The sequence below is a fragment of the Sorangium sp. So ce321 genome (genome assembly GCF_051530195.1).
In the GTDB taxonomy this organism is placed as follows: Bacteria; Myxococcota_A; Polyangia; order Polyangiales; family Polyangiaceae; genus Sorangium.
The window spans coordinates 9987139-10010396 of record NZ_CP150329.1 but is presented as its reverse complement, the minus strand read 5'-3'; the positions used below and the strand labels follow the sequence as shown (position 1 = coordinate 10010396).

At 73.7% G+C, this 23258-nt stretch carries 17 protein-coding genes and 1 riboswitch; of the genes, 12 read left to right on the top strand and 5 right to left on the bottom strand.

The features are described from left to right. The first annotated feature begins 217 nt into the window (after window positions 1-217). The gene (locus WME89_RS36940; RefSeq protein ID WP_438004314.1) at window positions 218-2269 is read left to right on the top strand and encodes a protein kinase domain-containing protein; all 2052 of its coding nucleotides are present in this window, start codon (window positions 218-220) and stop codon (window positions 2267-2269) included. A gap of 151 nt (window positions 2270-2420) precedes the next feature. Here WME89_RS36940 and WME89_RS36935 read toward each other — a convergent pair whose 3' ends face one another. After that, window positions 2421-3530 carry a THUMP domain-containing class I SAM-dependent RNA methyltransferase gene (locus WME89_RS36935; RefSeq protein ID WP_438004313.1) on the bottom strand — a complete coding sequence of 370 codons (1110 nt, stop codon included), beginning with the start codon at window positions 3528-3530 and terminating at the stop codon, window positions 2421-2423. A gap of 306 nt (window positions 3531-3836) precedes the next feature. Here WME89_RS36935 and WME89_RS36930 point away from each other — a divergent pair, with 306 nt between their 5' ends. The 8 genes from WME89_RS36930 to WME89_RS36895 all read left to right on the top strand — a co-directional run bounded on the left by WME89_RS36930 (window position 3837) and on the right by WME89_RS36895 (window position 13031). Beyond that, window positions 3837-4190 (top strand): SPW repeat domain-containing protein, encoded by a 354-nt coding sequence (locus tag WME89_RS36930; RefSeq protein ID WP_438004312.1) that lies wholly within the window; start codon window positions 3837-3839, stop codon window positions 4188-4190. A 189-nt stretch (window positions 4191-4379) separates the two neighbouring features. Next, window positions 4380-5117, top strand: a complete 738-nt coding sequence (locus WME89_RS36925; RefSeq protein ID WP_438004311.1) for a pyridoxine 5'-phosphate synthase — start codon at window positions 4380-4382, stop codon at window positions 5115-5117. A gap of 768 nt (window positions 5118-5885) precedes the next feature. Then, complete coding sequence (locus WME89_RS36920) at window positions 5886-7325, top strand: pectate lyase family protein (protein WP_438004310.1); 1440 nt, start codon at window positions 5886-5888, stop codon at window positions 7323-7325. 175 nt (window positions 7326-7500) lie between these two features. Then, window positions 7501-7561, top strand: a riboswitch (guanidine-III (ykkC-III) riboswitch). 21 nt (window positions 7562-7582) lie between these two features. Continuing rightward, complete coding sequence (sugE, locus tag WME89_RS36915) at window positions 7583-7900, top strand: quaternary ammonium compound efflux SMR transporter SugE (protein ID WP_437660375.1); 318 nt, start codon at window positions 7583-7585, stop codon at window positions 7898-7900. Window positions 7901-7965: 65 nt separating this feature from the next. Next, the gene (locus WME89_RS36910) at window positions 7966-8991 is read left to right on the top strand and encodes a dipeptidase (protein WP_437660377.1); all 1026 of its coding nucleotides are present in this window, start codon (window positions 7966-7968) and stop codon (window positions 8989-8991) included. 83 nt (window positions 8992-9074) lie between these two features. Then, on the top strand, window positions 9075-9839 hold the full coding sequence (locus WME89_RS36905; protein WP_438004309.1) for a class I SAM-dependent methyltransferase: 765 nt from the start codon (window positions 9075-9077) through the stop codon (window positions 9837-9839). Window positions 9840-9960: 121 nt separating this feature from the next. Continuing rightward, window positions 9961-11199, top strand: coding sequence for an NAD(P)/FAD-dependent oxidoreductase (locus tag WME89_RS36900; RefSeq protein ID WP_438004308.1), 1239 nt, complete (start codon window positions 9961-9963; stop codon window positions 11197-11199). 68 nt (window positions 11200-11267) lie between these two features. Further along, the gene (locus tag WME89_RS36895) at window positions 11268-13031 is read left to right on the top strand and encodes a serine/threonine protein kinase (RefSeq protein ID WP_438004307.1); all 1764 of its coding nucleotides are present in this window, start codon (window positions 11268-11270) and stop codon (window positions 13029-13031) included. A gap of 30 nt (window positions 13032-13061) precedes the next feature. Here WME89_RS36895 and WME89_RS36890 read toward each other — a convergent pair whose 3' ends face one another. From WME89_RS36890 to WME89_RS36880, 3 genes are read right to left on the bottom strand one after another with little or no spacing between them, the layout of a single operon-like run. After that, window positions 13062-13940 (bottom strand): hypothetical protein, encoded by an 879-nt coding sequence (locus tag WME89_RS36890; RefSeq protein ID WP_438004306.1) that lies wholly within the window; start codon window positions 13938-13940, stop codon window positions 13062-13064. Further along, a complete protein-coding gene (locus WME89_RS36885) occupies window positions 13937-14842 on the bottom strand; it encodes a hypothetical protein (RefSeq protein ID WP_438004305.1) in 906 nt (301 codons plus the stop codon). Before WME89_RS36885 ends, WME89_RS36890 begins: the two co-directional genes overlap by 4 nt. 9 nt (window positions 14843-14851) lie before the next feature. After that, window positions 14852-17029 carry a TonB-dependent receptor gene (locus WME89_RS36880; RefSeq protein ID WP_438004304.1) on the bottom strand — a complete coding sequence of 726 codons (2178 nt, stop codon included), beginning with the start codon at window positions 17027-17029 and terminating at the stop codon, window positions 14852-14854. Between the two features lie 369 nt (window positions 17030-17398). Between WME89_RS36880 and WME89_RS36875 the strand changes: the two genes are divergently transcribed. Genes WME89_RS36875 through WME89_RS36865 form a run of 3 tightly spaced genes read left to right on the top strand, consistent with a single transcriptional unit; the run spans window position 17399 to window position 20324 of the window. Beyond that, on the top strand, window positions 17399-18370 hold the full coding sequence (locus WME89_RS36875) for an MbnP family copper-binding protein (protein ID WP_438004303.1): 972 nt from the start codon (window positions 17399-17401) through the stop codon (window positions 18368-18370). A 5-nt stretch (window positions 18371-18375) separates the two neighbouring features. Further along, complete coding sequence (locus WME89_RS36870) at window positions 18376-19632, top strand: MbnH family di-heme enzyme (RefSeq protein WP_438004302.1); 1257 nt, start codon at window positions 18376-18378, stop codon at window positions 19630-19632. A gap of 14 nt (window positions 19633-19646) precedes the next feature. After that, entirely contained in the window at window positions 19647-20324 is a 678-nt protein-coding gene (locus WME89_RS36865) for a hypothetical protein (protein WP_438004301.1), read from the top strand. Window positions 20325-20346: 22 nt separating this feature from the next. Here WME89_RS36865 and WME89_RS36860 read toward each other — a convergent pair whose 3' ends face one another. Further along, a complete protein-coding gene (locus WME89_RS36860) occupies window positions 20347-23253 on the bottom strand; it encodes an FG-GAP repeat protein (RefSeq protein ID WP_438004300.1) in 2907 nt (968 codons plus the stop codon). Window positions 23254-23258 lie beyond the last annotated feature (5 nt).

Genomic DNA, 23258 nt, shown 5'->3' with positions numbered 1-23258 from the left:
GCCGCCGCCGGGGTCGACAAGTCGTCCCCTGTCACGTTCTTTGGTATGGTCGCCGCGTGCACTCCCCCTCGCATCGGTCGCGCGGGTCGCGTATGCGCGCGGACAGCCCTGGAGGCGGAGCTCTTCTGCGCGAGCGGCGCGGCGGCCCGGGAGCGAGCGAGCGGCGCGGGCGCGCGTCGGGCAGCGGGCGGCGCGAGCGGCGGCGGGTGCCAGGCGCATGAGGCATGAAGCTCTCCTCGGCCGCAAGGTGGCCGGGCGGTTCACGATCACCCGGTTCCTCGGCGAGGGCGGCATGGCGAGCGTCTTCGTCGCCGAGCGCGACGGCGAGCCCCGCCGGGTGGCGATCAAGATCATGAACCCGGAGTTCACCGCGGATCGCGCGTTCGTCCGGCGCTTCCAGCGCGAGGCGAAGGCGGCCGCGCGGGTGAAGCACCCGAACTCCGTGAAGATCTTCGAGTACGGGGTCGAGGGCGCCCTCAGCTACATCGTCATGGAGCTGCTCGCGGGCGACGACCTCTACGCGCTCATCGAGCGCCACGGCGCGCTCGGCCAGGCGAGGGCCGTCCGCATCCTCTCGGAGGTGTGCGAGGCGCTCGCGGTCGCCCACGAGATGGGCGTCGTCCACCGCGACCTCAAGCCCGAGAACATCATGGTGATCGCCGACCCCACGCACCCCCACGGCGAGCGCGTGAAGGTGCTCGATTTCGGCATCGCCAAGATCCTCGACACAGCGTCCGGCGGCGAGCCCGACCCCCACGCCGATCCGATGTCCGTCGTCACGCGCGCGGGCACGTTCATCGGTACCCCGGCCTACATGTCCCCGGAGCAGTGCGGGCTGCTGCCCGTCGATCAGCGGGCCGACCTGTACACGTGCGGGGTGCTGCTGTTCCAGCTCGTCACCGGGCGGCTTCCGTTCGAGGGCGAGACGCCGCTCCACACGGCGACGCTCCATATCCACGCCCCCGTGCCGGAGCCGAGCAGCTGCGCGCCGGGGATCGACGCGCGGCTCGAGGCGCTGATCCTGAAGGCGCTCGCCAAGCAGCCGGAGGACAGGCACCAGACGGCGCGCGAGCTCGGGTACTCGCTGCACACCTTGCTCGCCACCCTGCCGGACACGGCGGTCGGCCTCGGGCCGATCTCGGCCCGGCAGCCGAGCTCGCTGTTCAGGCGCGATGTGTCGCCGGGGCGGGGGCCGCTGTCCTCGCTGCCGCCGCTGACGTCGCTGCCGAGCTCGACGTCCGTGCCGCTCTCCCCTTCCGAGGCGAGGGCGGAGATCTCGATCGAGTCGGCCCGGACCCTCGTCTCGGGGACAGCCGGCCCCGAGGCCGGGCACCCGCCGCCGGCGCTGCTCCACGCCCCGACGTCGGAGTTCCCGCCGACGCTCGAGCCTCCGGGGCTCTATCCGTCGATCAGCGACGAGCTGCGCGACGAGCCGCCGCGGTGGACAGGCGAGTCGGCGCCCGAGATCTCGCTCCAGCTGCCTTCCTGGTCCCACAGCGCCAGCGAGGCGCTGCTCTCGGGGGACGGGCTCGCCCCGCCGAGCTCGCCCGACGATGGGGGCGAGGACGAGAGCACGCTGACCATGGTCCGCGAGGACGAGCTCCGCGGTCCGGCGAAGGTCCGCGTCCACACGGCGTCGTACGATGAAGGCGACGAGCTCGACATCACACCGCCAGGCCGCGAGGTGAAGGCGACGCTCCGCTCCGCCGAGGACTTCGGGCTGGGCACGCCGGAGAAGCGGGCCGAGGTCGGCCTGGTGCGCGTCGACTCCGCGCCGGCCGTCCCGCCGGTGACGCCGCAGAGCCCGCAGTTCGACGCCGGCGCGGCGTGGGACCGGAGGTCGAAGCGCGTCGCCAACACGCTCCGGCTCGTCTCGTCGCACCCGCCGGCCGACAGCCAGATGCCCACGGTGACGCCCGGCGAGCTCCAGGCGCCGAGCCTGTACGATCCGGACGGGGCGAGCGCCCAGACTGCCGGGAGCGCGGCGTCGTCGATGGCGCGGGGGAGCGCCGCCGGGGCCGGCGCCGCGCCTGCGGTCACGCCGGAGCCGCTGCCGCTGGAGCTCGCCTCGACCCTCGCGGAGCAGCGCGCTCTCCTCGAGCGCCGCGCGACGGTGCCCGACACGTTCGTGGTGCCCCAGGCGCCGCCCGCGCCCTCGCCGGTGCGGGAGCCGAGCTGGCTCGCCGGCAAGCGCGGGCTCATCATCGGCTTCGTCGCCGGGATGCTCATCACGGCGCTGGCGATGTTCCTCCTGATGCGCCAGCTCTGACGCGCAGCGCGGGCCGCGCGTAGCCGAGGCCCGGCGCGCGGGCCGCGCGGCTCAGGGGACGCGCGGGCCGCGCGGCTCAGGGGACGCGCGGGCCGCGCGGCTCAGGGGACGCGCGGGCCGCGCGCCTCAGGGGACGCGCGGGCCGCGCGCCTCAGGGGATGTCGTACGTGAGCAGCCGGCACTCGATCGGGCCGTTGAAGACGGTGAGCGAGCGCTCCGGCCGGCGGCGCATTGCGCGCTCGACCTCCTCGGTGCCGGAGAGGATGGCGACGCGGTGGCCCGAGAGCCGCGAGCAGGCGGCCGCCATGTCGCGGTAGAGCGCCGCCGTCCCGGGGAGGCGCTCGCCGTAGGGCGGGTTGGTCATCACGTGGCCCGGCGGCGAGGTCTTCGCGAGCGCGGTGATGGGCTCGCAGCGGACCTCGATCTGCACGCCGGCCATCCGGGCGTTGCCGCGGGTGATCTCGGCGGCGCTGGGGTCGATGTCGGCGGCGAGGATCGGCGGGCCCTCGGGCCGGATCCGCGCGCGGGCGGCGTCGCGGAGCGCGGTCGTGCGCTGGGCGGCGGCCTGGTCGTGGCAGGCCCACCGCTCGAAGCCGAAGCGCTGCGCGCGCAGGCCGGGGGCGATGTCGCGCGCCCAGAGCGCGGCCTCGAGCGCGATCGTGCCGGCGCCGCACATCGGGTCCACGAGGGGGCGGGCGCGGTCCCAGCCGGAGAGGCGGAGCAGGGCGGCGGCGAGGGTCTCCTTGAGCGGCGCCCCGCCGATGTGCGTGCGGTAGCCGCGGCGGTGGAGCGCGGCGCCGCCGAGGTCGGCGTAGAGCGTCGCGCGGTCGTGGACGAGGTGGACGAAGAGCGCGAGGTCCGGGTCCTCGAGGTCGACGGACGGGCGGGCGCCGACGCGGCGCCGGATCTGGTCGACGATGGCGTCCTTGGTGCGCTGGGCGATGAACTGGGTGTGCGTCAGCGCGCTCGAGCGGCACGAGGCGCGGACGGCGAGCGTGTGGACCGGGCTCAGGTAAGGGGCCCAGTCGACGCTGGAGATGCCGTCGTAGAGCGCGTCGCCGTCGGGCGCGTCGAAGGAGGCGAGCTCGGCGAGCACGCGCACGGCGGTGCGGAGCTCGATGCAGGCGCGGAAGCCCTCGTCCGCGGCGCCGGCGAAGTGGACCCCGCCGCGATCGGCGCGGACGCCGCGGAAGCGGTGCTCGCGGAGCTCGTCGCGGAGGGCGGGCTCGGTGCCTTTGGCGGCGGTCGCGAAGAAGTCCATGGCGACGGGGCTTGTAGCCGATCGATCGCGCCGCGGCCCTCACGAACGCGCCCGCCGGCTCCCGCGCGGCGGGCCGCGGCCGTGGCACTGGATTCGCACGGTGGCCGGGTGGGCTCATTGATGTGTGGGCCGGGCGCAGGCGCGACGGCGAGCGGGAGAGGGGATGAGCGGACTCGGCCCCTGGGGGCCTCCCAGGGGAGCGACGCCGCGGGCGGGGCGCGGCGAGCGGGCGGGGCGGGGCAACGGCGCGAGAGGGTCGGGCGGCGGAGGGCGCCGGCGCGGCCATGCGAGGAGGAGGGGAAAGCCATGCAGCAGCAGCAGATGACGGCGGCGCGCGGCATCAACGTCGCGCTCGGGATCTGGTTGTTCGTCTCGGCCTTCCTCTGGCGGCATAGCCAGGGGCAGTTCACGAACACCTGGGTGGTGGGCGCGCTGTGCATCGTCTTCGCCCTGCTCGCGATCTGGGCGCCCAGGGCGCGGTACCTCAACACGATCCTGGCGATCTGGCTCTTCGTGAGCGCCTGGGCGATACCGGCGCTGTCGGTCGGGACGGTGTGGAACAACGCGCTGGTCGCCCTCGGCATCCTCATCGTGTCGCTCCTGCCGAGCGTGCCCGCGGCGCGCGCGGTGCGGGGCCCGCGGGCCGCGCCGCGGCTGTAGGGGCGCCGGCCGCGCCGGGCGCGGCCTTGGGGGCGGGGCCGGGCGCGGCCTTCGGGGCGGCGGCGCGCGGCGTCGCCCCGAAGGCCGGTAGCGCCGCCGCGGCCGGGTCGTGGCGTGTTCGCCTCGCGGCGTCGATCGTGTATAGCGGCGTCGCGAGCGCCGCGCACAAGCCCGCGAGAGGATGCCCCGATGAAGCTCAGCGTCAACGTGAACAAGATCGCGCTCCTGCGGAACTCGAGGGGACACGACGCCCCCAGCGTCCTCTCCTTCGCGCAGAAGATCGTGTCGTACGGGGCGCACGGCATCACGATCCATCCGAGGGCCGATCGGCGGCACATCACGCCGGACGACGCGCGGGCGGTGACTCGCCACATCACCACGGTGGAGACGAACTTCGAGGGCGACCTCCGCGAGGAGTTCCTGGATCTCACGCTCGAGCTCAGGCCGACGCAGTGCACGCTGGTCCCGGTCACGCCGGGGGAGCTCACCTCGCACCGCGGCTGGGACGTCGCGAAGTGGCGCTTCCTCCTCCAGCCGGTGGTGAAGCGGCTCAAGGAGGAGGGCATCCGGACGAGCCTCTTCGTCGAGGCGGATCCGTCGGTGGTGCCAGCGGTCGCGGACATGGGGGCCGATCGCATCGAGATCTACACGGGGCCCTACGCGCAGGCGTTCGATCGAGGCGATCACCGCGCGGAGCTCGACAAGATCGTCGCGACCGCGGCGGCGGCGGCGGACGCGGGGGTCGGGATCAACGCGGGGCACGACCTCACCGTGGACAACCTCGCGCCGCTCGTGCGCGAGGCGCCGCAGATCCAGGAGGTGTCGATCGGCCATCACCTCGTGGCGCACGCGCTGGAGGTCGGCATGCAGCAGGCCGTGGTCGACTACCTCAAGGCGGTCAAGGGGCACGACAAGCCCGCGCGGTAGCGCGGCGCGGCCAGCCGCGCCGGGTGTAGCGAGCCGGAAGGGGGAGGCCGCCAGGGTGCCAGGGGCGCCAGGAGAGCCCGCGCCCGCGCCCTGGCTTCCTTTTGTCGGCTCAGCGAGCCCGAACAAGAAAACCGCCACGGACGCGACGGGCGCGACGGACGCGAAGGACGCCAAGAGAGCGCAATCTCGCGTCTTGCCGGCTCATCTCATCTTGTCAGCTCATCGAGCCTGAACAAGCAGTCCTCCGGGGACGCCAGGAGAACGCAGCCTCGCGTCCTGGCTGTCCATCTCGTCCTGTCGGCTCGGCGAGCCTGAACAAGACAGCTGCCGAGGATGCCAGGAATCCCATCTCTCTTCTTGGCGCCCTTGGTGTCTTGGTCGTTCATGCTCCCTCTCCTCGCCGCTTTCGGTCGCGACGTGGCCACTGCGCACCGGCCGCGAGCTGGTGTCGTGATGTTCACGTGTTCTGGTGAGAGCTGCGCGATCGACGAGACTGGCAATCTCCTTGCTCGCCTCCGCGTTCTCCCTGCGTTTCGGGCCGCATGTCGTGGCGGGTGGGAGCATCTCGGCGCTCCATGAGCCCGCTCGTGCGCTGCCCGTGCAGGATAAACCAGGTTCGTGTCAGCTGGCGAGTTGAAATTGATGGATCGGTTTTGATGTGCCCTGTCGTACAGATAGGCAATTGGCGATTGCCGTCGATGAGGCGAGTCCTGTAGGGTCATCACATTAGGGCTTGCGGTTAAGACGTACGAAAGGGGAGCGAACGTCATGGCATACCTTCCTACTTGTTCTTTCATTGGCGCACAGGCTCTTCGCCGCTTCGGCTGCGCCATCGCGGCGGTCTCGGCGCTCACCGCGCTGTCGACTCCGGCGAGCGCGCTACCGGCGTTTCCCGGCGCAGAGGGCTTTGGCGCCGTCGCCACGGGCGGGCGCGGCGGGCGCGTCATCAAGGTGACGAACCTGCGGACGAGCGGGGAGGGGAGCCTCCAGGCGGCCCTCGACGCGACAGGGCCGCGCATCATCGTCTTTGACGTGAGCGGCGTCATCGAGGGAGATGTCGTCGTCCGGAATGGAAACGTGACGATCGCAGGCCAGACGGCGCCAGGCGCGGGCATCACCGTGCGCGGCCGCCTGCTCTCCAGGTACTCGGCCGCGGTCAGCAACGTCATTGTAAGATTCCTGCGTGTCCGTCCGGTGTTCAGCAGCGGGGACGGCGCGCAGTTCGATGGAGCGCAGTTCTCGCTGAACTCGAAGCTGATCCTCGATCACGTCTCGATCGCGTGGGGCGTCGACGAGACCCTCGACCTCTACGAGGCGGACGACGTGACCGTGCAGTGGTCGACCATCGAGTCGTCGTCGACCACCGGCCATCCAGAGGGGGCGCACAATTACGGTCTCATCAACGGCCCTGATGGACACCGGATCACGCTTCACCACAACCTGTTCGCGCACCACAAGGCGAGGTGCCCCGCGGTCGCGAACGGCCCCGCCGATATCCGCAACAACGTGGCCTACAACGTCAGGCATGGGTTCGTGCACCACAACCAGGCGAGCGGCCAGTTCAACATCGTGGGCAACTCCTACATCAAGGGGCCGAGCGATCAGCTGATCCCCTTCTATTTCGACGGCGGCGCCGGCGCGGGGCTCAAGTACTTCCTCGCCGACAACTACATCGATGACCCGGGTAGGTTCACTGGCGTCGTCGATAACCCGTGGCAGAAGCCGTATCTCCACCCGAGCTTCAGCCGGCTCAACAAGCCCGAGTCGTACCGCGCGTCGACGCAGTTCAACTTCTCGCGCGACGTCCCGGGGTACATCCCCGTGACGACCCACCGCGCGCAGGACGCCTATCGGCTCGTCCTCGCCCAGGCGGGCGCGCTGCCGCACGACGTCGTGACCAAGGGTGTCCTCGCGAACATCGAGCGGCGCGACGGCGCGTGGGGCGCTCGCTACGCGCGAAACCTGATGGAAGGGCTCACCCCGGGGACGGCGCCCGCCGACGCCGACCGCGACGGCATGGCGGACGCCTGGGAGCGCGAGCACGGGCTCAGCCCGTCGAGCGCAGGGGACCACAGCAAGGTGATGCCGTCCGGTTACACCGCGATCGAGGAGTACATCAACGAGCGCGCCGCCGCGCTGATCAGCGACGCAGAGGAGAGCCTGGCGGCGCTCCAGGGCGAGGAAGCGCGCGAGGAAGAGATCGACTAGCGCGGACCGCGCGAGGACGACTGGCGCGGACCGCGCGAGGAGGGCTGCGCGCCGCGCTGTCCAAGGGAGATGACCGGCCGGCGCGACGGAAGCAGCAGCGACCGCCCGGCCGGCGCCGCGCCGGCTCGCCCTTTGCACAGATCACCTCCCCTGCTAGGTTCCCCGCGGCGCCTCCGCGACGCGAGGGCCGCCCCGGACGAGACGCGCCGTACCCGGTCAGGACAAGACGACGCAGCCACATCACGAGGAGAGTCGTCTTGTCCTGGCTGACGTTGCTCCTGGCAGGCCTGCTCGAGGTCTGCTGGGCGATCGGGCTCAAGTACACGGAGGGGTTCACCCGTCCGCTGCCCACCGTGTTCACCATCGCGGCGATCGTCGCGAGCCTGTACCTGCTCGAGTCCGCCTCGCGCACCCTGCCGATCGGCACGGCCTACGCCGTCTGGGTCGGCATCGGCGCGTCGGGGGCGGCGATCGCGGGCATCTTCCTGTTCGGCGAGCCGGCCACGCCCGCGCGCCTCGGCTTCCTCGGGCTGCTCGTCGTGGCCATCCTCGGCCTCAAGCTGTCGAGCCCCTGAGCGTCCCGCGCGCGCGGCGAGGCAGCGCGCCGGCCGACCGCCCCCGGCTCGACTAACCTCCCTTCATGCACGGAAGCCCCGAAGCTCGCGCCCTGCACGAGCAGTTCCCCGCCATCGATCTCCACGCCGACAGCCTCATGTGGTCGCGCTGGGTCGGCTACGATCTGCACGAGCGCCACGAGCCTCCGCTGCCCTTCGCGGCCCTCGGCGGGCACGTCGATGTCCCGCGGCTCGCCGAGGGCGGCGTCGGCGCGCAGTTCTTCGGCCTCGTCTCGCTGCCGATCGGACAGCGGCGCGGCCTCGCCGCCGTCGTCCACGAGCAGATCGACCTCCTGGAGCAGGCCGCAGGCGCGCAGCCCGGGCGCCTCGTCAAGGCGCTCACCGCCGAGGACGTCGAGGCCGCGAGGGCCCGCGGCGCCGTCGCGGCGCTGCTCGGGATCGAGGGGGCGCACGCGCTCGAGGGCGAGCTCGAGACGCTCGACCGCTTCGCCCGCCGCGGCGTGCGCTACCTCGGGCTCTGCCACTTCACCGCCAACGAGGCGTGCTTCCCCGCCTACGGCAGCGGCCGCAAGGACGGGGAGGGCCTCACCCCCTTCGGCCGCGAGGTCGTGCGCCGCGCCGAGGACCTCGGCGTCATCGTCGACCTCGCGCACATCAACCGGGCAGGCTTCCTCGAGGCCTGCGCCCTCGCGCGCCGGCCGCCGATGGTCAGCCACACCGGCGTCGCCGGCGCGTTCGCGCACTGGCGCAACATCGATGACGACCAGCTCCGCGCCGTCGCCGACCGCGGCGGGTGCGCCGGGATCATCTTCTGTCCGCTCTACCTCGGCGGCGACGGGCTCGCGCCCGTGGTCAAGCACCTGCTCCACATCATCAACGTTGCAGGCGAGGACACCCCCGCGCTCGGATCCGATTGGGACGGCTTCATCATTCCCACGCGCCAGCTGCGCGACGCCGCGCACCTTCCGCTCCTGACGGATGCGCTGCTTCAAGCGGGCCTGAGCGAGCGTGTGATCGGCAAGATGCTGCGAGGGAACGTGATGCGCATTTTGAGGGATAACCCGATTCCAACGGGCGTCTCGGTTGCGTAGCCTCTGCCTCCGAGGGGGGCAGTCGGGGCGGGTGGTCCCTCCGGCGCTGCATGGGATCCCCTCTCGCGGAGCGGATGCAGCCTATGACTCTCCATCGCCTCGCTGCGCAGGGGTACGCGACTGCAGCAGATGCCTACGAGAAAGGGCGCCCCGACTATCCGCGCGCCGCGATCGAGCTGCTGCTCGACACGCTGCGCATCGACGCCGCGAGCACGGTGCTCGATCTCGGCGCGGGGACCGGCAAGCTCACGCGCCTCCTGGAGCCGACGGGCGCCCGGCTCCTCGCGCTCGAGCCGGTGGAGGGGATGCGCCGCAAGCTGGGGCAGATGGTCCCGGCCGCCGCCCTGCTCGACGGGGTCGCCGAGGCCATCCCCCTGCCCGACGCGTCGGTCGACGCCGCGGTCGCCGCGCAGTCGTTCCACTGGTTCCACGGCGATCTCGCGCTCGCCGAGATCCACCGCGTGCTCAGGCCGAGGCGGCGCCTCGCCCTGCTCTTCAACCTGCGGGACGAGCGCGTCGACTGGGTCGCCCGCATCTCTCACATCCTCGACCGCCACGGCCGGGATGCCCCGGTCCACCGGATCGGCGCGTGGCGCCGGCCGTTCGTCGACAGCCGCCTCTTCGCGCCGCTCGGCGAGCACGAGTTCACCCACGTGCAGGAGCTCGACCTCGACGGGCTCCTCGAGCGGGTCGCCTCGATCAGCTACATCTCCGTGCTCCCCCTCCACGAGCGGTACTCGGTCCTGAACGAGGTCCGCGATCTGGTCGGGACCCACCCGGACATGGCAGGCAAGGGCGCGTACCTCTTCCCGTACCGCACGATCGTCGCCTCGTACGAGCGGCGCTGAGCCGCCGGTCGCACGACCGGCGCTGAGCCGTCAGCGCGCGGCGCGCGACGCCGGCGCCGGCGCGGGGCGCCGAGCATCCCGCGCGCCCGCCGAGGGGGGCGCCGTGCTAGAGCGGCGCCGCATGTCGGCGAACGAAGTCGTGATCGTCGGCGGCGGGCCGGCGGGCATGAGCACGGCGATCTTCCTCGCCCACCATCGCCCGGCCCTCGCCGACAGGATCGTGGTGCTCGAGAAGGAGCGCTACCCCAGGGACAAGTGCTGCGCGGGCGGGCTCGGTGAGCGGGCGGACAGGGCGCTGTCCGCGATCGGGGTGCGGGTCGACGTGCCCTCGGTCCCGGTGAACGGCGTCAGCGCGGCGTTCCAGGTCGGCGAGATCGCGCTCCGCGAGGGGAGCATCGGCCGGGTCGTCCGGCGCCTCGAGTTCGACCGCGCGCTCGCGCTCGCCGCGCGGGCGCGGGGCGTCCGGATCGTCGAGGGGGCGCGGGTCACCGCCGCGTCGGCGAGCCCGCGCGGCGCCCTCGTCGAGAGCTCGGCCGGGACGTTCGCCGGCCGCGTCGTCGTGGGCGCGGACGGCGTCGGCAGCGTCGTTCGCCGCGCGCTGGGGCTGCCGTTCGGCAGGCTGCGCGCGCAGGCCGTCGAGGTCGACACCGAGCCCGTCGCGGGCGATCGCGCGCGCGACCTGCTGCACTTCGAGATGCGGGATCGCTCGTTCCCCGGCTACCTCTGGGACTTCCCCACGGTCGTGGACGGGCGGGAGCTCGTCTGCCGGGGCGCGTACGTGCTGCACGAGGGCGCGCTCGGCGCCGGGCGCGGCGCGGGGCCCGCGCCCGACGCCGAGCGCGTCCTCCGCAGCAGGCTCGCGGCGCTCGGGCTCGACCCGGACCGTTACCAGCGGAAGCGCTTCGCCGAGCGCGGCCTCGACCGCACGACCGCGATCGCCCGGCCCGCGGCGCTGCTCGTCGGCGAGGCCGCGGGCATCGATCCGATGCTCGGGGAGGGGATCGCCCAGGCGATCGCGTACGGCGCGCTCGCGGGCGAGTACCTCGCCGAGAAGCTCGAGGCCGGCGACCTCCGCTTCGACGACTGGGGCCGGCGGGTCGAGCGATCGCTGCTGGGGCTCGACATCCGCTTCCGGCGCCGGGTGATGCGCGCCTTCTACGGCGCGCCGCGCGAGCGTGTGGAGCGCTACCTCCTCGACGAGCCGTCGTTCCTGCGCTTCGGCATGCGCCACTTCGCCGGCAGGGCGCAGGCGGCGCCGGACGCGCTGCGCGCCGCGGCGACGGGCGCGCTCGTCGTTGGACGGATCGGGATCGAGCGCCTCCTCGCGTCGCTCCCGCCGCGCGCCGCCGCGCACCCGTAGCGGCGCGCGGCGGCGGCGCTGAAGAGGGCGAACACCCCGCGACGGCGAGCGTGATAGCATCGGCCGCCATGATCGCGCCGTTCCAGCCGGCGGCCGGGATGCTCTTCGGGGAGTTCCGGATCGTACGGCCTCTCAGCGCCGGGGGCATGGGCGCCGTGTACGTCGCCGAGCAGGCGAGCACCGGCAAGCTGCGGGCCCTCAAGCTGATGCACCCTCAGCTCTGCGCCGACACCCGGCTGCGCGAGCGCTTCGAGCAGGAGGCGCGCGTCGGCGCGCTCGTCGAGAGCGATCATGTCGTGCAGGTGATCGGCGCCGGCGTCGACGCGGCGAGCGGCGTGCCGTGGCTCGCGATGGAGCTGCTCGACGGGGAGGACCTCTCGCTGCGGATGCGGCGCTGCGGGCTGTTCTCGCCGCAGGATATGCACGAGATCTTCCGGCAGCTCTGCCACGCGCTCGGCGCCGCCCACCGGGCGGGCGTGGTCCACCGGGACATGAAGCCGCAGAACATCTTCCTCGCGAAGAAGAGCAGCGCGACCGCGCCGTGGTCGGTCAAGGTCCTCGACTTCGGCATCGCCAGGGTCGCCGCGGAGGCGAACACGATGGCGACAGCGTCGCTCGGCACGCCCCTCTGGATGGCGCCCGAGCAGACGGAGGCGCGCGGGCAGATCTCGCCGGCGACCGACGTGTGGGCGCTCGGGCTCATCGCGTTCGCGATGCTCACGGGGCGGATGTACTGGCGCGCCGCGAACGACCCGATGGGCACCGCGATGCCCGTGCTGCTCCGCGAGATCCTCATCGAGCCGCTCGACCCGGCGTCGGTGCGCGCGACGGCGCTCGGGCGCGCCGGCTGTATCGTGCACCCGTTCGACGCCTGGTTCGCGCGCTGCGTCGCGCGCGAGCCGTCGCACCGCTTCCCGACGGCGCAGGAGGCCTTCGACGCGCTCGGGCCTGCGCTCTTCGCCGACCCGCGCGCCCTGCGCGCCCCGATCTCGGTGACGCCGCCCGGGGCCGCGGCCACCGGCGCGGGGTCGCCGCTCTCGCTGAGCGGACCGACCGAGGTGTCCCTCGACACGCAGCGCCCGCCCTCGGCGACGGGCGGCGCGCGCGGGCGCGGGTCGCTCGCGGCGGAGCCGGTCGCCGCGCGGTCTTCTCCTTCTTCTGGCGCGCGGCCGGGCGCGTCGGTCCCGCCGGCGAGCGCGCCGCTCCTGGCGAGCAGCGCGCCGGCGGAGGGCCCCCGCAAGCCGTCCCCGTGGGGGCCGCTGCTCCTCGCTTTCTGCCTGCTCGGCGGCGCCACGTTGGCGGCGATCGCGTACCACGCCGGCGGCGCGTCGCGCGAGGTCCGCCTGGCGCAGCGCCTGCCCGCGCCGGCGCACCCCACGCTCGCCAGCGCGGGCGGCGACGCGCGCGCGACGGCGCCGGCGAGCGAGAAGGAAAAGGCGCCCGCCCCCCCGCACAACCCGATGCCGCTGCTCTTGCCCAAGGCGCCGCGCCCCTCGCGCGACGCCGACGCGCCCGCGACGACGTCGCAGCCGGCGGCGACGACGCCGCAGTCGGCCGCGGCGCGGCCGTTCGATCACGCCGCGGCGCACGCGGCGCTGCAGCAGAAGGGGTCGACCGCGCGGATCCACTGCAAGGGCAAGGCGGGGCCGAAGGCGGTGGCGGCGCGGGTGTTCTTCAACCCCGCGGGCGCCGTGCAGCGCGTCGGGATCGATCCGCAGGTCGCGATGACCCAGTCCGGGCTCTGCGTGCAGATGATGCTCGGCAGCACGCGGGTGCCGGCGTTCGACGGGACCGAGCTCCAGGAGGTCCCGACCACGGTCGCGATCGAGTGAGCGCGCCGGGCGACCGGGCGGCGGCGCCGGTCACGGGTCGACGGAGACGCACTCGCCCTCGCCGCGGAAGTGCCCGATCGTGCGCGAGAGGGCCGCGACGAACGCGCCGAGGTCGTCGACGTTCCCCGCGCTGCCCGTCCCGTACGTGCCCTCCTCGATCGCGACGAGGCGCACCGCGGCGAGCTCCTCCAGGGTGACGGCGCCGTCGTCGTCGGCGTCCGCGGCCGCGATGGGCGCGAAGCGGCGCGCCGCGGTCGCGGCCTGGAGGTCGTCGTAGAAGAAGTGGTCGCCGTGGATCGTGAGCTCCACCGTGTCCGTGCCGCCGTTCGTGACGAGGACGCCGTCGGTCTCCTTGCCGGCCCTGTCGCCCTTGCAGTCGGCGTAGCGCGTCGCGAGCGAGAAGGTCCAGTCGAGGCGCTTCTCGCCGCCGCCGTCGCCCTTGCGCGCGATCGCCTCGATGTGCACCGACGCGCCCGCGTCCAGCATGAGCGCCTTGTCGTCCTCTGTCGCTCCTTCGAGCGCGGCGTCCGCGTCGATGGGGCCGATCTCGTAGGAGACGCGCTCCCAGGGCCTCGCCTCGAGGCCGTCGAACGTCACCACCGGCTTCGCGCCGGCCTTCGTGTGATCGAACAGGATCGAGCCCTGCATGCGCGCCCCGACGTTCCCCTCGCGGTCGGCGACGGTCACGTTCCGGAGGACGAACAGGAACTTCTCGTACTGGATGCTCCAGCCGTCCGCGAGATCGGCGGCCGGGATCTCCTGCTCGATGTAGTCCTCTCCCCACGTCGAGAACGCCACGCTCCCGGTCCCCGACGCCCCTTCATCGCCGCAGCCGGCGAGCGCCCCCGCCGCGAGCGCCGCCACCGCGAGCGCCCGCGCCGCCGCGCCCTGTCCTCCGCTGTACCTCATCGGTCTTTCTCCTCCAGCTCCGCCGGGGGGCCTGGCGCGAACGAGAGCGCGTAGGCGGTCCCCTTCTTCAGCCCGCGCGTGAAGCCGCGCAGCGCCTGGCTCTCCGGCTCGAGATCGACCGGCGCGCCGCCCTCGCCCTCGGCCACCTCCTTGAAGTCGACCTGATCGAGCCATACCGCGGGCTTCACCACGAGCGTGACGACGCCGGGCCCGTCGAGGAAGACCTCCTCGAAGACGCACCCCTCCACCGCCGGCTGGCCGGTCGCGTCGCTGCGGACGTCCGCGGCCAGGGCGCGCGCGCGGAACACCCGCGCGAGGTCGCCCTTCTCGGCGCGACCCTCGACGGCGACCACGTGCCCGTCGAGCTCCGCGGCGAACGGGCCCGCGGGCGGCGCGCCGAACGTGAACCGCGCGGACCGCACGACGCCGCTCACCGCATCCGCTTCCGCGAGCGCCGTCGTCCCTCGCAGCAGGTCGATCGAGGTGGGCTCCGCCATCAGGCCCCGCGCCTCGCCGGCCTGGTAGTGGCCGGGGTGGGCGTGCGCCTCGGGCACCGCCCACCGGGCGAGCTGCTCGAGCAGCGAGGGGGCGCGGCCCGGCGGCGCGCGCCGCGCCGTGACCGGGGCGCCCTCGAAGTAGTGGAGCGGCCCGATCGAGAGGTGCGCCTTCGAGAGCGTGACGGTCCACCCGAGCGCGTTCGTGAACGGCTCGACCGAGGCGGCGTCCGGGGCGACCTGCGTCGCGAGCGTGAGGCGCTTGCCGGTCGTCGTGTCGCCGTCGCCGGCGCCGCACCCGGCGGCGAGCGTGCCCGCGGTGAGCGCGCCCGCGGTGAGCGCGAGGAGCCCGGCCGCGCCGGGCGCGGCGCGCCGCGGTGATCTGCCTTGTGTTGCGGTGGATGTCATCGATGGACCTCAGCCGATGTAGAGCGAGAGCGACGCGAAGACGCTGCGCGGGGCGCCGACCGTCACGTGCCGCGCGGGCAGGAGATCGGGCGCGGCGCCCCGGGTGAAGCTCGACGGGTAGACGAACTCGCCGTCGAACCAGGCCGCGTCGAGGAGGTTGTAGACGTCGAGCCCGAGCTCGACGCGGTGGTAGCGGAGGTGCGCCGTCACGTCCGTGAGGAGCGCGTCGTGGCCGACCTCCCCGTAGGGCAGGGGGCGGCGGTGGAGCAGCGTCACGCCGGCGCCGGCGCGGGCCTCGAGGCGCCGGCCGAAGAGCGCGCCGAGGCGCGGCGTCACCGCGAGGTCGGCGCGCGCGACGACCTGCGGCACGAACGGCAGGAGGTCGCCCGCCGCGTAGCGGCCCCCGGAGGCGGTGAAGGCGGCCCGGGTGTAGGTCAGGCCGACGCTCGACACGAGCCACGGCGCGGGGTGCGCGACGGCGTCGAGGGCCACCCCGGTGCGGGCCGTGGCGGGCACGGGCTCGTTGCGGCCGGTCGCCTCGTCGAAGACGAGGTCGTCGCTGAGGCGCGTGTGGAACAGCGCCGCCGACGCCCTCACGCGCTCGTCGGCGTAGCGGAGCCCTGCCTCGGCGGAGAGCACGCGCGTGAACGGCGCCCGCTCGCCGTCGCCGAGGCTGCGCGCCTGGGGCGAGCGGAACCCCTGGCCCACGCTGGCGAGCGCGTGCAGCCCGGGGAGCAGCGCCGCGTCGACCGTGCCCTTGCCGCCCACGTGGACGCCCTGCGCGCCGCGCGCCGCCGCGCCCTCGCCGGCGCCGTCGAGGACCTGGTACGCGAGCCCGTCGGCGCGCAGCCCGCCGCGCACCTCGAGCCGCCGCGCCGGCCGGATCGACGCGTCGAGGTAGCCGGCGATGTCGGTCGCGCGCACCCGGCCGTCGACGAGCGTGGCGGTCGGCCGGTCGTCGACGGCCGCGAGGCGCCGCTGCGACTGCTCGATCCAGTCGCTGCGCGCGACGACGCCCGCCTCGAAGGTGTCGCGCTCCGAGAGCAGCGGGAACCTGAGCCGGTACGATGCCGTCGCGCCCACCGTGACCGCCTCGTTGAGCTGCTGCGTGGCGTCGCCGGAGGTCGGATCCTCCAGGTAGCCGGTGAAGTTCGAGCGCAGCCGGAGCGCGCGCAGCACGACGAACGGCGCGAGCGACAGGCCCTCGCCGGGGGCAGCGCCGGCGGCGCGCAGATCGACGACGAGCTGCGCGCGCGACGAGTCGCCGCCCTGGTCCGGGTCGTAGGAGGCGAGCCGGTCGACCTTGCCCGCCTCGAGGTCGTCGAGGCGCAGGACGCCGGCGGAGGCGAAGCGCGCGGCGAACGCCGACGCCATCACGCGCGCGCTGACCCCCGCGGCCAGCGGGTAGACGCCCTGGGCGACGAGCGAGGTCCGGCTGGCGGCGCGGGCGGGGCCGAAGCCGTCGGTCGCGTACGCCTCGAACGCCGCGAACGTGGCCTCGTCGGCCTGCTCGGGGTGGTAGGCGAGGAAGAGCCGGCGCGCGCCCGCCGAGCCGGCGCCGGCGGAGACGGTGATCCCCGGCTCGTCGTAGCCGAGCTCGAAGCGCACGGTGCCGGCGACGGCGAAGTCTCCCTGGCGGGGGTCGTACGACCCGGGCTGGGCGCGGAGCTCGCGGATCACCTCGGGCATGATGAAATGGAGGTCGGCGTAGCCCTGCCCGTGGACGTTGGAGACATCGTTCACCGGCGCGCCCGCGACCCAGAGCTCGAGGTCCTGCCCGTGGACGGCATCGAAGCCGCGGAAGAAGATCTGGTGCGCCTTGCCCTCACCGCTGTGCTGGGCGGCGAACAGGCCCGGCACGAGCTGCAGCACGTCGCTCGCGGTCCGGTGCGGCGCGGCCCTCACCTCCGCCCGCTCCCGCACCGTCTCCGAGGCGCTGCGCGGCGCCGGCGCGCCCTGCACGACCACCGCGAGGGGCGCGCCGACGTCGGCCGCGCCAGGGTCACCGCCGCCCTCCGGCGCCGCCGCCGAGGCCCCGGGAGTCGCGCCGGGGTCGTCGCCGCCCTCCGGCGCCGCCATCCCGGGAGACGCGGCGGTCGCCGCCGCGTCGGCGTCGCCGGCGCGCGCCGGCACGGCGGCGGTGGTGATAAGGAGCGGCAGGAGCGCCGCGCGCAAGGAGAAGATCATCCAGCCGGGCGGGACCGTAGCACGAATTTTTGAATTCGTGCTACGAACTGGAGGCGCGTTCGCCCGCGGCGCTGGCGCGCCCGCGCAACGTTCCCGCCCGCGGTCGCGCAACGTTCCCGCCCGCGCCCGCGCAACGTTCCCGCCCGCGCCCGCGCGGCGTCCGCGGCGTCCGCGGCGTCCGCGGCGCTCCCGGTTGCTTCCTGGCTGCCGGCCGCGGCGCCGGGGCGGTCGACGGCTCTTTTGTGACGTCGACCCGACTCGCGCGCTGGAGCGGATCGCGATAGCGATAGCGATCGCGACAACATGTCGCATTCAGCTTGGTTGCGACGCGGCCTATCGTGGCGCGCGTCGTTCCCCAGGAGGGCTCTCATGAAATCCGGTATTCGTGCAACAAGGCTCCTGTTCCCGCTCGTCGGGGCGGGGCTCTCGGTGATGGCGTGCGGCGGCGAGAACGGTGTGAATCCTGTCGATGCCACATCGACCTCGACGGGCTCTGGCGGCGCCGGTGGGAGCGGCGGGGCGGGCAACGCCGGCGGGAGCGGCGGAGCGGGAGGCGACGCCGCAGGGGGCGGCGGGGCAGGCGCCGACGGTACGATTCCTGTGGAGCTGAAGTTCGAGGGCCGCGTCGGTGATGACGTGTTCTCCTGCGAGGAGTCCTACGCTGTCGGCACCTCGGCGACGGAGGTGAAGCTCAACGACTTCCGCCTGTACATCCACGATGTACGCCTGCACCGTGCAGACGGCGAGGCGGTGCCCGTCGCGCTCGAGCAGGACGGGCTATGGCAGTTCCAGGACGTCGCGCTGCTCGATTTCGAGGACAAGACGGGCAGCTGCGCCAACGGCACGCAGGAGACGAACGCGACGGTGCGCGGATCGGTCCCGGCCGGGGAGTACGACGGCCTGTCGTTCAAGCTGGGCGTCCCGTCCGAGCTCAACCACGGCGACGCGTCGGTGGCGCCCTCGCCGCTCAATCTGTCGGGGCTGTGGTGGAACTGGACCAACGGTTACAAGTTCCTGCGCATCGACAGCGCCGTCGAGGCGGACCAGGGCGCCTTCATCGTGCATGTCGGCAGCACCGGCTGCATCGACGGCGCGGACGGCAAGGTGACGTGCGATCGCCCCAACATCGCCGAGGTCGTCCTCGAGGGGGTCGATCCGCTCACGACGAAGGTGCTCGTCGACTATGCAGCGCTCGTGCTGGACAGCGACGTGGCGGGGAGCGATGGCTGCATGTCAGAACCGACAAATCCCGAATGTGCACTGGTGTTCACTCGGCTCGGTATCGATATCACCGATGGCTCGCCTCGCCCCGAGCATCAGGCGTTCTTCAGGGTAGAGTAGGAGCCATGCCGATGTCTGGTCTGGTGATCGCCCTACGTTGCTTCGCGACCTCCTCTGTCCTTGCCGCGCTCGCGGCCCTCTCCTCTGGCTGCGGCGGCGGGGTCGAGCCGGACCCGGGCGTGTCGACAGGGGAGGGCGACGGCGGTCAGGGTGGCGGCGCAGGCGGCGCGGGCGGCGCGGGGGGAGGGGACGCGGCCGTCTACGACTGGGGGCTGCCGCCGGGGTTCCCGGTGCCGAAGGTGCCGCAGGGCAACCCGATGTCGGCGGTCAAGGTCGAGCTCGGGAGGCGGCTCTTCTACGACACGCGCCTGTCGGGCAACGGCACGTACTCCTGCGGCTCGTGCCATCTCCAGGAGCTCGCGTTCTCTGACGGCCTCGCGTGCGCCAAGGGGTCGACCGGCCAGATGCACACGCGCGGCTCGATGAGCCTGGCCAACGTCGCGTACCTCACGACGTTGACCTGGGGGAATCCGCTCCTCGACACGCTCGAGGAGCAGGCGCTCTCCCCGATGTTCGGCGAGACGCCGGTCGAGCTCGGGCTGGCGGGCAGGGAAGACGAGATGATCGAGCGGCTCCAGGACGAGCCGCTGTACCGCGACCTCTTCCCCGAGGCCTTCCCGGGCGACGGCGAGCCCATCCGCCTCGACAACATCACCAGGGCGATCGCGGCGTTCGAGCGGTCGCTGCTCTCGTACCGCTCGCCCTACGATCGGTACCGCTACGACGGCGACCCTTCGGGGATGTCGGAGGCGGCGCTGCGCGGCCTGGATCTCTTCTTCTCCGAGAAGCTGGAGTGCTTCCACTGCCATGGCGGCTTCAACCTGTCAGACTCGGTGCAGCACGACGGGACCACGTTCACGGAGGTGATGTTCCACAACACGGGCCTCTACAACATCGGCGGGAGCGGGGCTTACCCGGAGGGCAACGCCGGGGTGTACGAGATCTCGGGCAAGGAGGCGGACATGGGCCGGTTCCGCGCGCCCACGCTGCGCAACATCGCGGTCACGGCGCCTTACATGCACGACGGCAGCATCGAGACGCTCGAGGAGGTGCTCGACCATTACGCGGCGGGAGGGCGCACCATCGAGTCCGGGCCCAACGCCGGTGTGGGGAGCGAGAACAGGTTCAAGAGCGAGCTCATCAGAGGGTTCGATCTCACAGCAGAGGAGAAAGCAGACGTGATCGCCTTCTTGAAGACCCTGACGGACGAAGCTTTCTTGCAGGACCCGCGCTTCGCGGATCCCTGGGCGGAGGCGCCGTGAGCCGCGGGCCCTCCATGCACCGAGCGCTCCTCATCCCCGCCCTGGCGGCGCTCGCGTCGGCCGCGATGTACGCCGGGGCGTGCGGCGGCGGCCACGACCACGGCGACGCGTCGAGCGGGACGTCGTCCGGGCCGAGCCTCGACGATGTGATCTACGAGGGGGGCGCGACCGACGAGGCGCTGGTCGTGCTGCTCGCGGCGGAGCCGAAGGACGACCCCGCGCAGGGGACGGTGTTCGACGCGCCCGAGGAGGGCGCGGCGCTCCCCGGCGGCGCCGCGCCGGAGCTGACCTTCCACATCGCGGGCGCGGCGCAGGGGGCGGCGCCTCGGGCGGCCCCGTGGCGCGCGGCGGGCGCCGCGCCGGGAGCGCGGGAGTCCAGCCCCGCGGGGGCGTCGGTCCTGGCGGAGCTCGGCGCGCTCCTCGGGCCGGTGCGCGCGGCGCGGGCTCACGGTACGCCGGTCAACGGGCGCGCCTACTTCCTGGTCTTCTCGACGGCCGAGCGCGAGGGGCTGCTCCGGGTGTTCACGACCAAGCTGAGCTACACGCCGGACGCGGCGGCCTGGGACAAGCTCCGCGCGGCCGGCGCGCCGATCACGGTCGACGTGGTCAACGCGGTGTTCGAGAACAACCGCATCGCGCAGGGCGGGGGGCCGTTCCACGGCGAGCCGGTCACGTTCTCCGTCGAGCCCTGAGGTCCTCGGGGGCCGCCCCGGCTCAGCTCCGGCCGCGGCCGCTCGGGCTGCCGCGCGGCCGCGAGCGCCTGCGCGCCATCGCTCCCGCGGCGGCGAGCGCGGCGAGCCAGCCCGACCGGGGCAGCTGGCCGCTCCCCGGCGCCGCGCAGCCGCAGTCCGCCGGCCCCGTCGTCCAGCTGCCTGGCAGCACGCAGGTCCTCGTCGTCGCGTCGCACACCGCGGGCGCCGCGCAGTCGTCCACCGTGGCGCACGCGACCGAGGGGACGCAGGCGCCGCCGCTGCACGCGTAGCCCTTCGCGCAATCGTCCTTGCCCTCGCAGCGCTTCTTGCAGGTCCAGGCGTCCTCGCAGACGAACCCGTCGCAGGACGTCTCGATCGCCGCCGCGCACCGGTGCTCGCCGTTGCACTCCATCACCGAGAAGCGGGCGCCGTCGCACGCGTCGCCGCACCGCGTGCCGCTCGCGAGGTACGCGGCGCACGTGTCCGGATCTCTGCCGTCGCACTGCGGCTTGTCGCAAGGATCCTCGCTGGCGGGGCACCTCGGTCGCCCCCCGCGCGGCTCGCCGATGACGGGCGAGCACGTCCCCCGCGCCGCGCCGTCGCACGCCTCGCACTGGCCGTCGCACGCCTCGTTGCAGCAGACGCCGTCGACGCAGAACAGCCCCGGCTCGCAGACCCCGCGGCCGCTCTCCAGGCGCGCCGCGCCGGGGTCGCACGCCTCTCCGCGCCGGCTCTCCGGCGCGCACGTTCGATCGGCGGCGCAGTAGCTCCCCTCGGCGCACTCGGCGTCGGAGCTGCAGCGCGTCAGGCAGCTGTCGCTGCCTTTCCTGCACGTGTACGGCGCGCACGTCAGCTTCGTACACACCCCGTCCGCCGTCGCCCCGAGGCTGGAAGCGCACACGTCGCACCCGTCGTCACAGGCCGTGTCGCAGCAGAGCCCGCGCACGCAGTGCCCCGTGATGCACTGGTCATCTCGCTCGCACCGATCTCCCCCCGCGCGCCCGAGGGTGAAGACCCGGGCGAAGCCCGCGCCGTCCCTGTCCTCTGACCTGACGACGATCGTGTCCCCCGAGATCGCGACCGCATCGCCGAGCAAGCGACCGTCCGAGCCGTCGGGAGACAGCAGCTCTTGCTGCTCGCCCCAGGCGGCGAAGGGGCGCGCGAAGACGCGGGCGAAGCCCGACTCCGCGCCGTTGTCGTCCTTGAAATAGGCCCCCACGACGATCGCGTCCCCCGCGATCGCGACCGACGAGCCGAAGAAGTCGGACGAAAGGCCGTCCGCGAGCACGAGCCTTTGCGGCGCGGACCAGCCGGAACCGGCGCGGTCGAAGACATAGGCAGCGCCCGAGCTCGCGCCGTTGCGCTCGTCGTCCTCGCCGCGCGCCCCCACGACGATCGCGTCCCCCGAGGTCGCGACCGACGAGCCGAACCGGTCGCCCGCCGCCGGGCGCAAGGGCAGGAGCTTCTGCCGCTGCGGCCAGGCGGAGTCCGCCCGGACGAAGACATACGCGGAGCCCGACCCCACGCCTCGGTCGACGTCCCCCGGCGCCCCCACGACGATCGTGTCCGCTGCCACCGCGAGCGAGTGACCGAAATGATCGCCCGCTGCCCCGTCGGCGGGCAGGAGCTTCTGCTGCTGCGACCAGGTCGCGCCGGTGCGGACGAAGACATGGGCGGCGCCCGACCCGGCGCCCCGGTCGCCGTCTTCGGCCGCCCCCACGACGATCGTGTCCCCCGAGATGGCGACCGACGAGCCGAACCGGTCGCCCGCCGCCTCGCCGTCGGGGAGCAGCTTCTTCGGCGGAGACCACGCGGAGCCAGCGCGCGTGAAGACGTAGGCGGCGCCGGAAGCCGCGCCCCGCGTGTCGTCCCCGGGCGCGCCCACGACGAGCGTATCGCCCGAGATCGCGACCGCGGCGCCGAACTGGTCAGCCGGCGACGCTCCCGCGGCGGGAGCGAGCCTTTGCTGCTCGGACCAGGCGGAGCCGGCGCGGACGAAGACATGGGCAGAGCCCGATGCGCCGCCGTGCTCGCCGTGCTCGTTCACCCCGACGACGGCAGTGTCCTGCCAGACAGCGACCGACCGGCCGACAGGGGCCTTGCCCGGCTCGCTGGCCACGAGCGCGCCCTGATCCGCCCAGACCAGGGGATCGATCACCACCGGATAGACCGCGCTCGCCGCGTCGACCCGGATCGCCAGCCGCCGCTCCTCCACCTCGAGCCGCGCGGGCAGCGCCCGCCCCGCCGCGTCGATCCCGTGCAGGTCCGTGTACCGCAGCACCTCGCGGCCAGAGGGGGCCCGCAGCGACACGGCGGCGCCGCCCTCGACGAGCGTCGCCTCGAGCCCGTCGCCGAGCGACAGCTCGATGACGACCTCCGCGCCCTCGTCCGCGCACGGGCGCGCCGGCAGCGTGAACCCCTGCTCCAGCCCGAGCGGGCCGTTGACGTACCACTCCGTCAGCCCCGCGCGCCGGTACTCGATGCGGTTCCCGCGCGCCTCGGGCGCCGCGGCCGCGACGGGCGCGAGCTGGCCCGCGCACCCCCAGCGCGACGCGGCCATGGACCAGCTCCAGACGGCGTCGCGACGGGGCGCGAGCTGCACGCCCGCGCCGGTGAGCCGGGCGGCGAACCCCTGCGCCGGGTTGTCGACGCGCACGCCGTCAGCGGTCCGCGCCGCGCTGTACGCCGCGGGAGCGCGCGCCTGCACGGCCTCGATGTACGCAGCCCGCGGCGTGGCCAGCGCCATGTCCGGCGCCGAGGCGGATGACGCGCCGGAGGCGCCGGGTGGCTCACCCGCCGGGCTGTCCGGCGTGCACGACACGGCGGCCACCACGCCGGAGGACACGGCGGCCGCGACGCCGAGCCCGAGCCTCAGCCGCCGCACCCAGGGGATCCCAACGTGCGCGGTCTCCCAGGCGACTCGCACCATCGCGC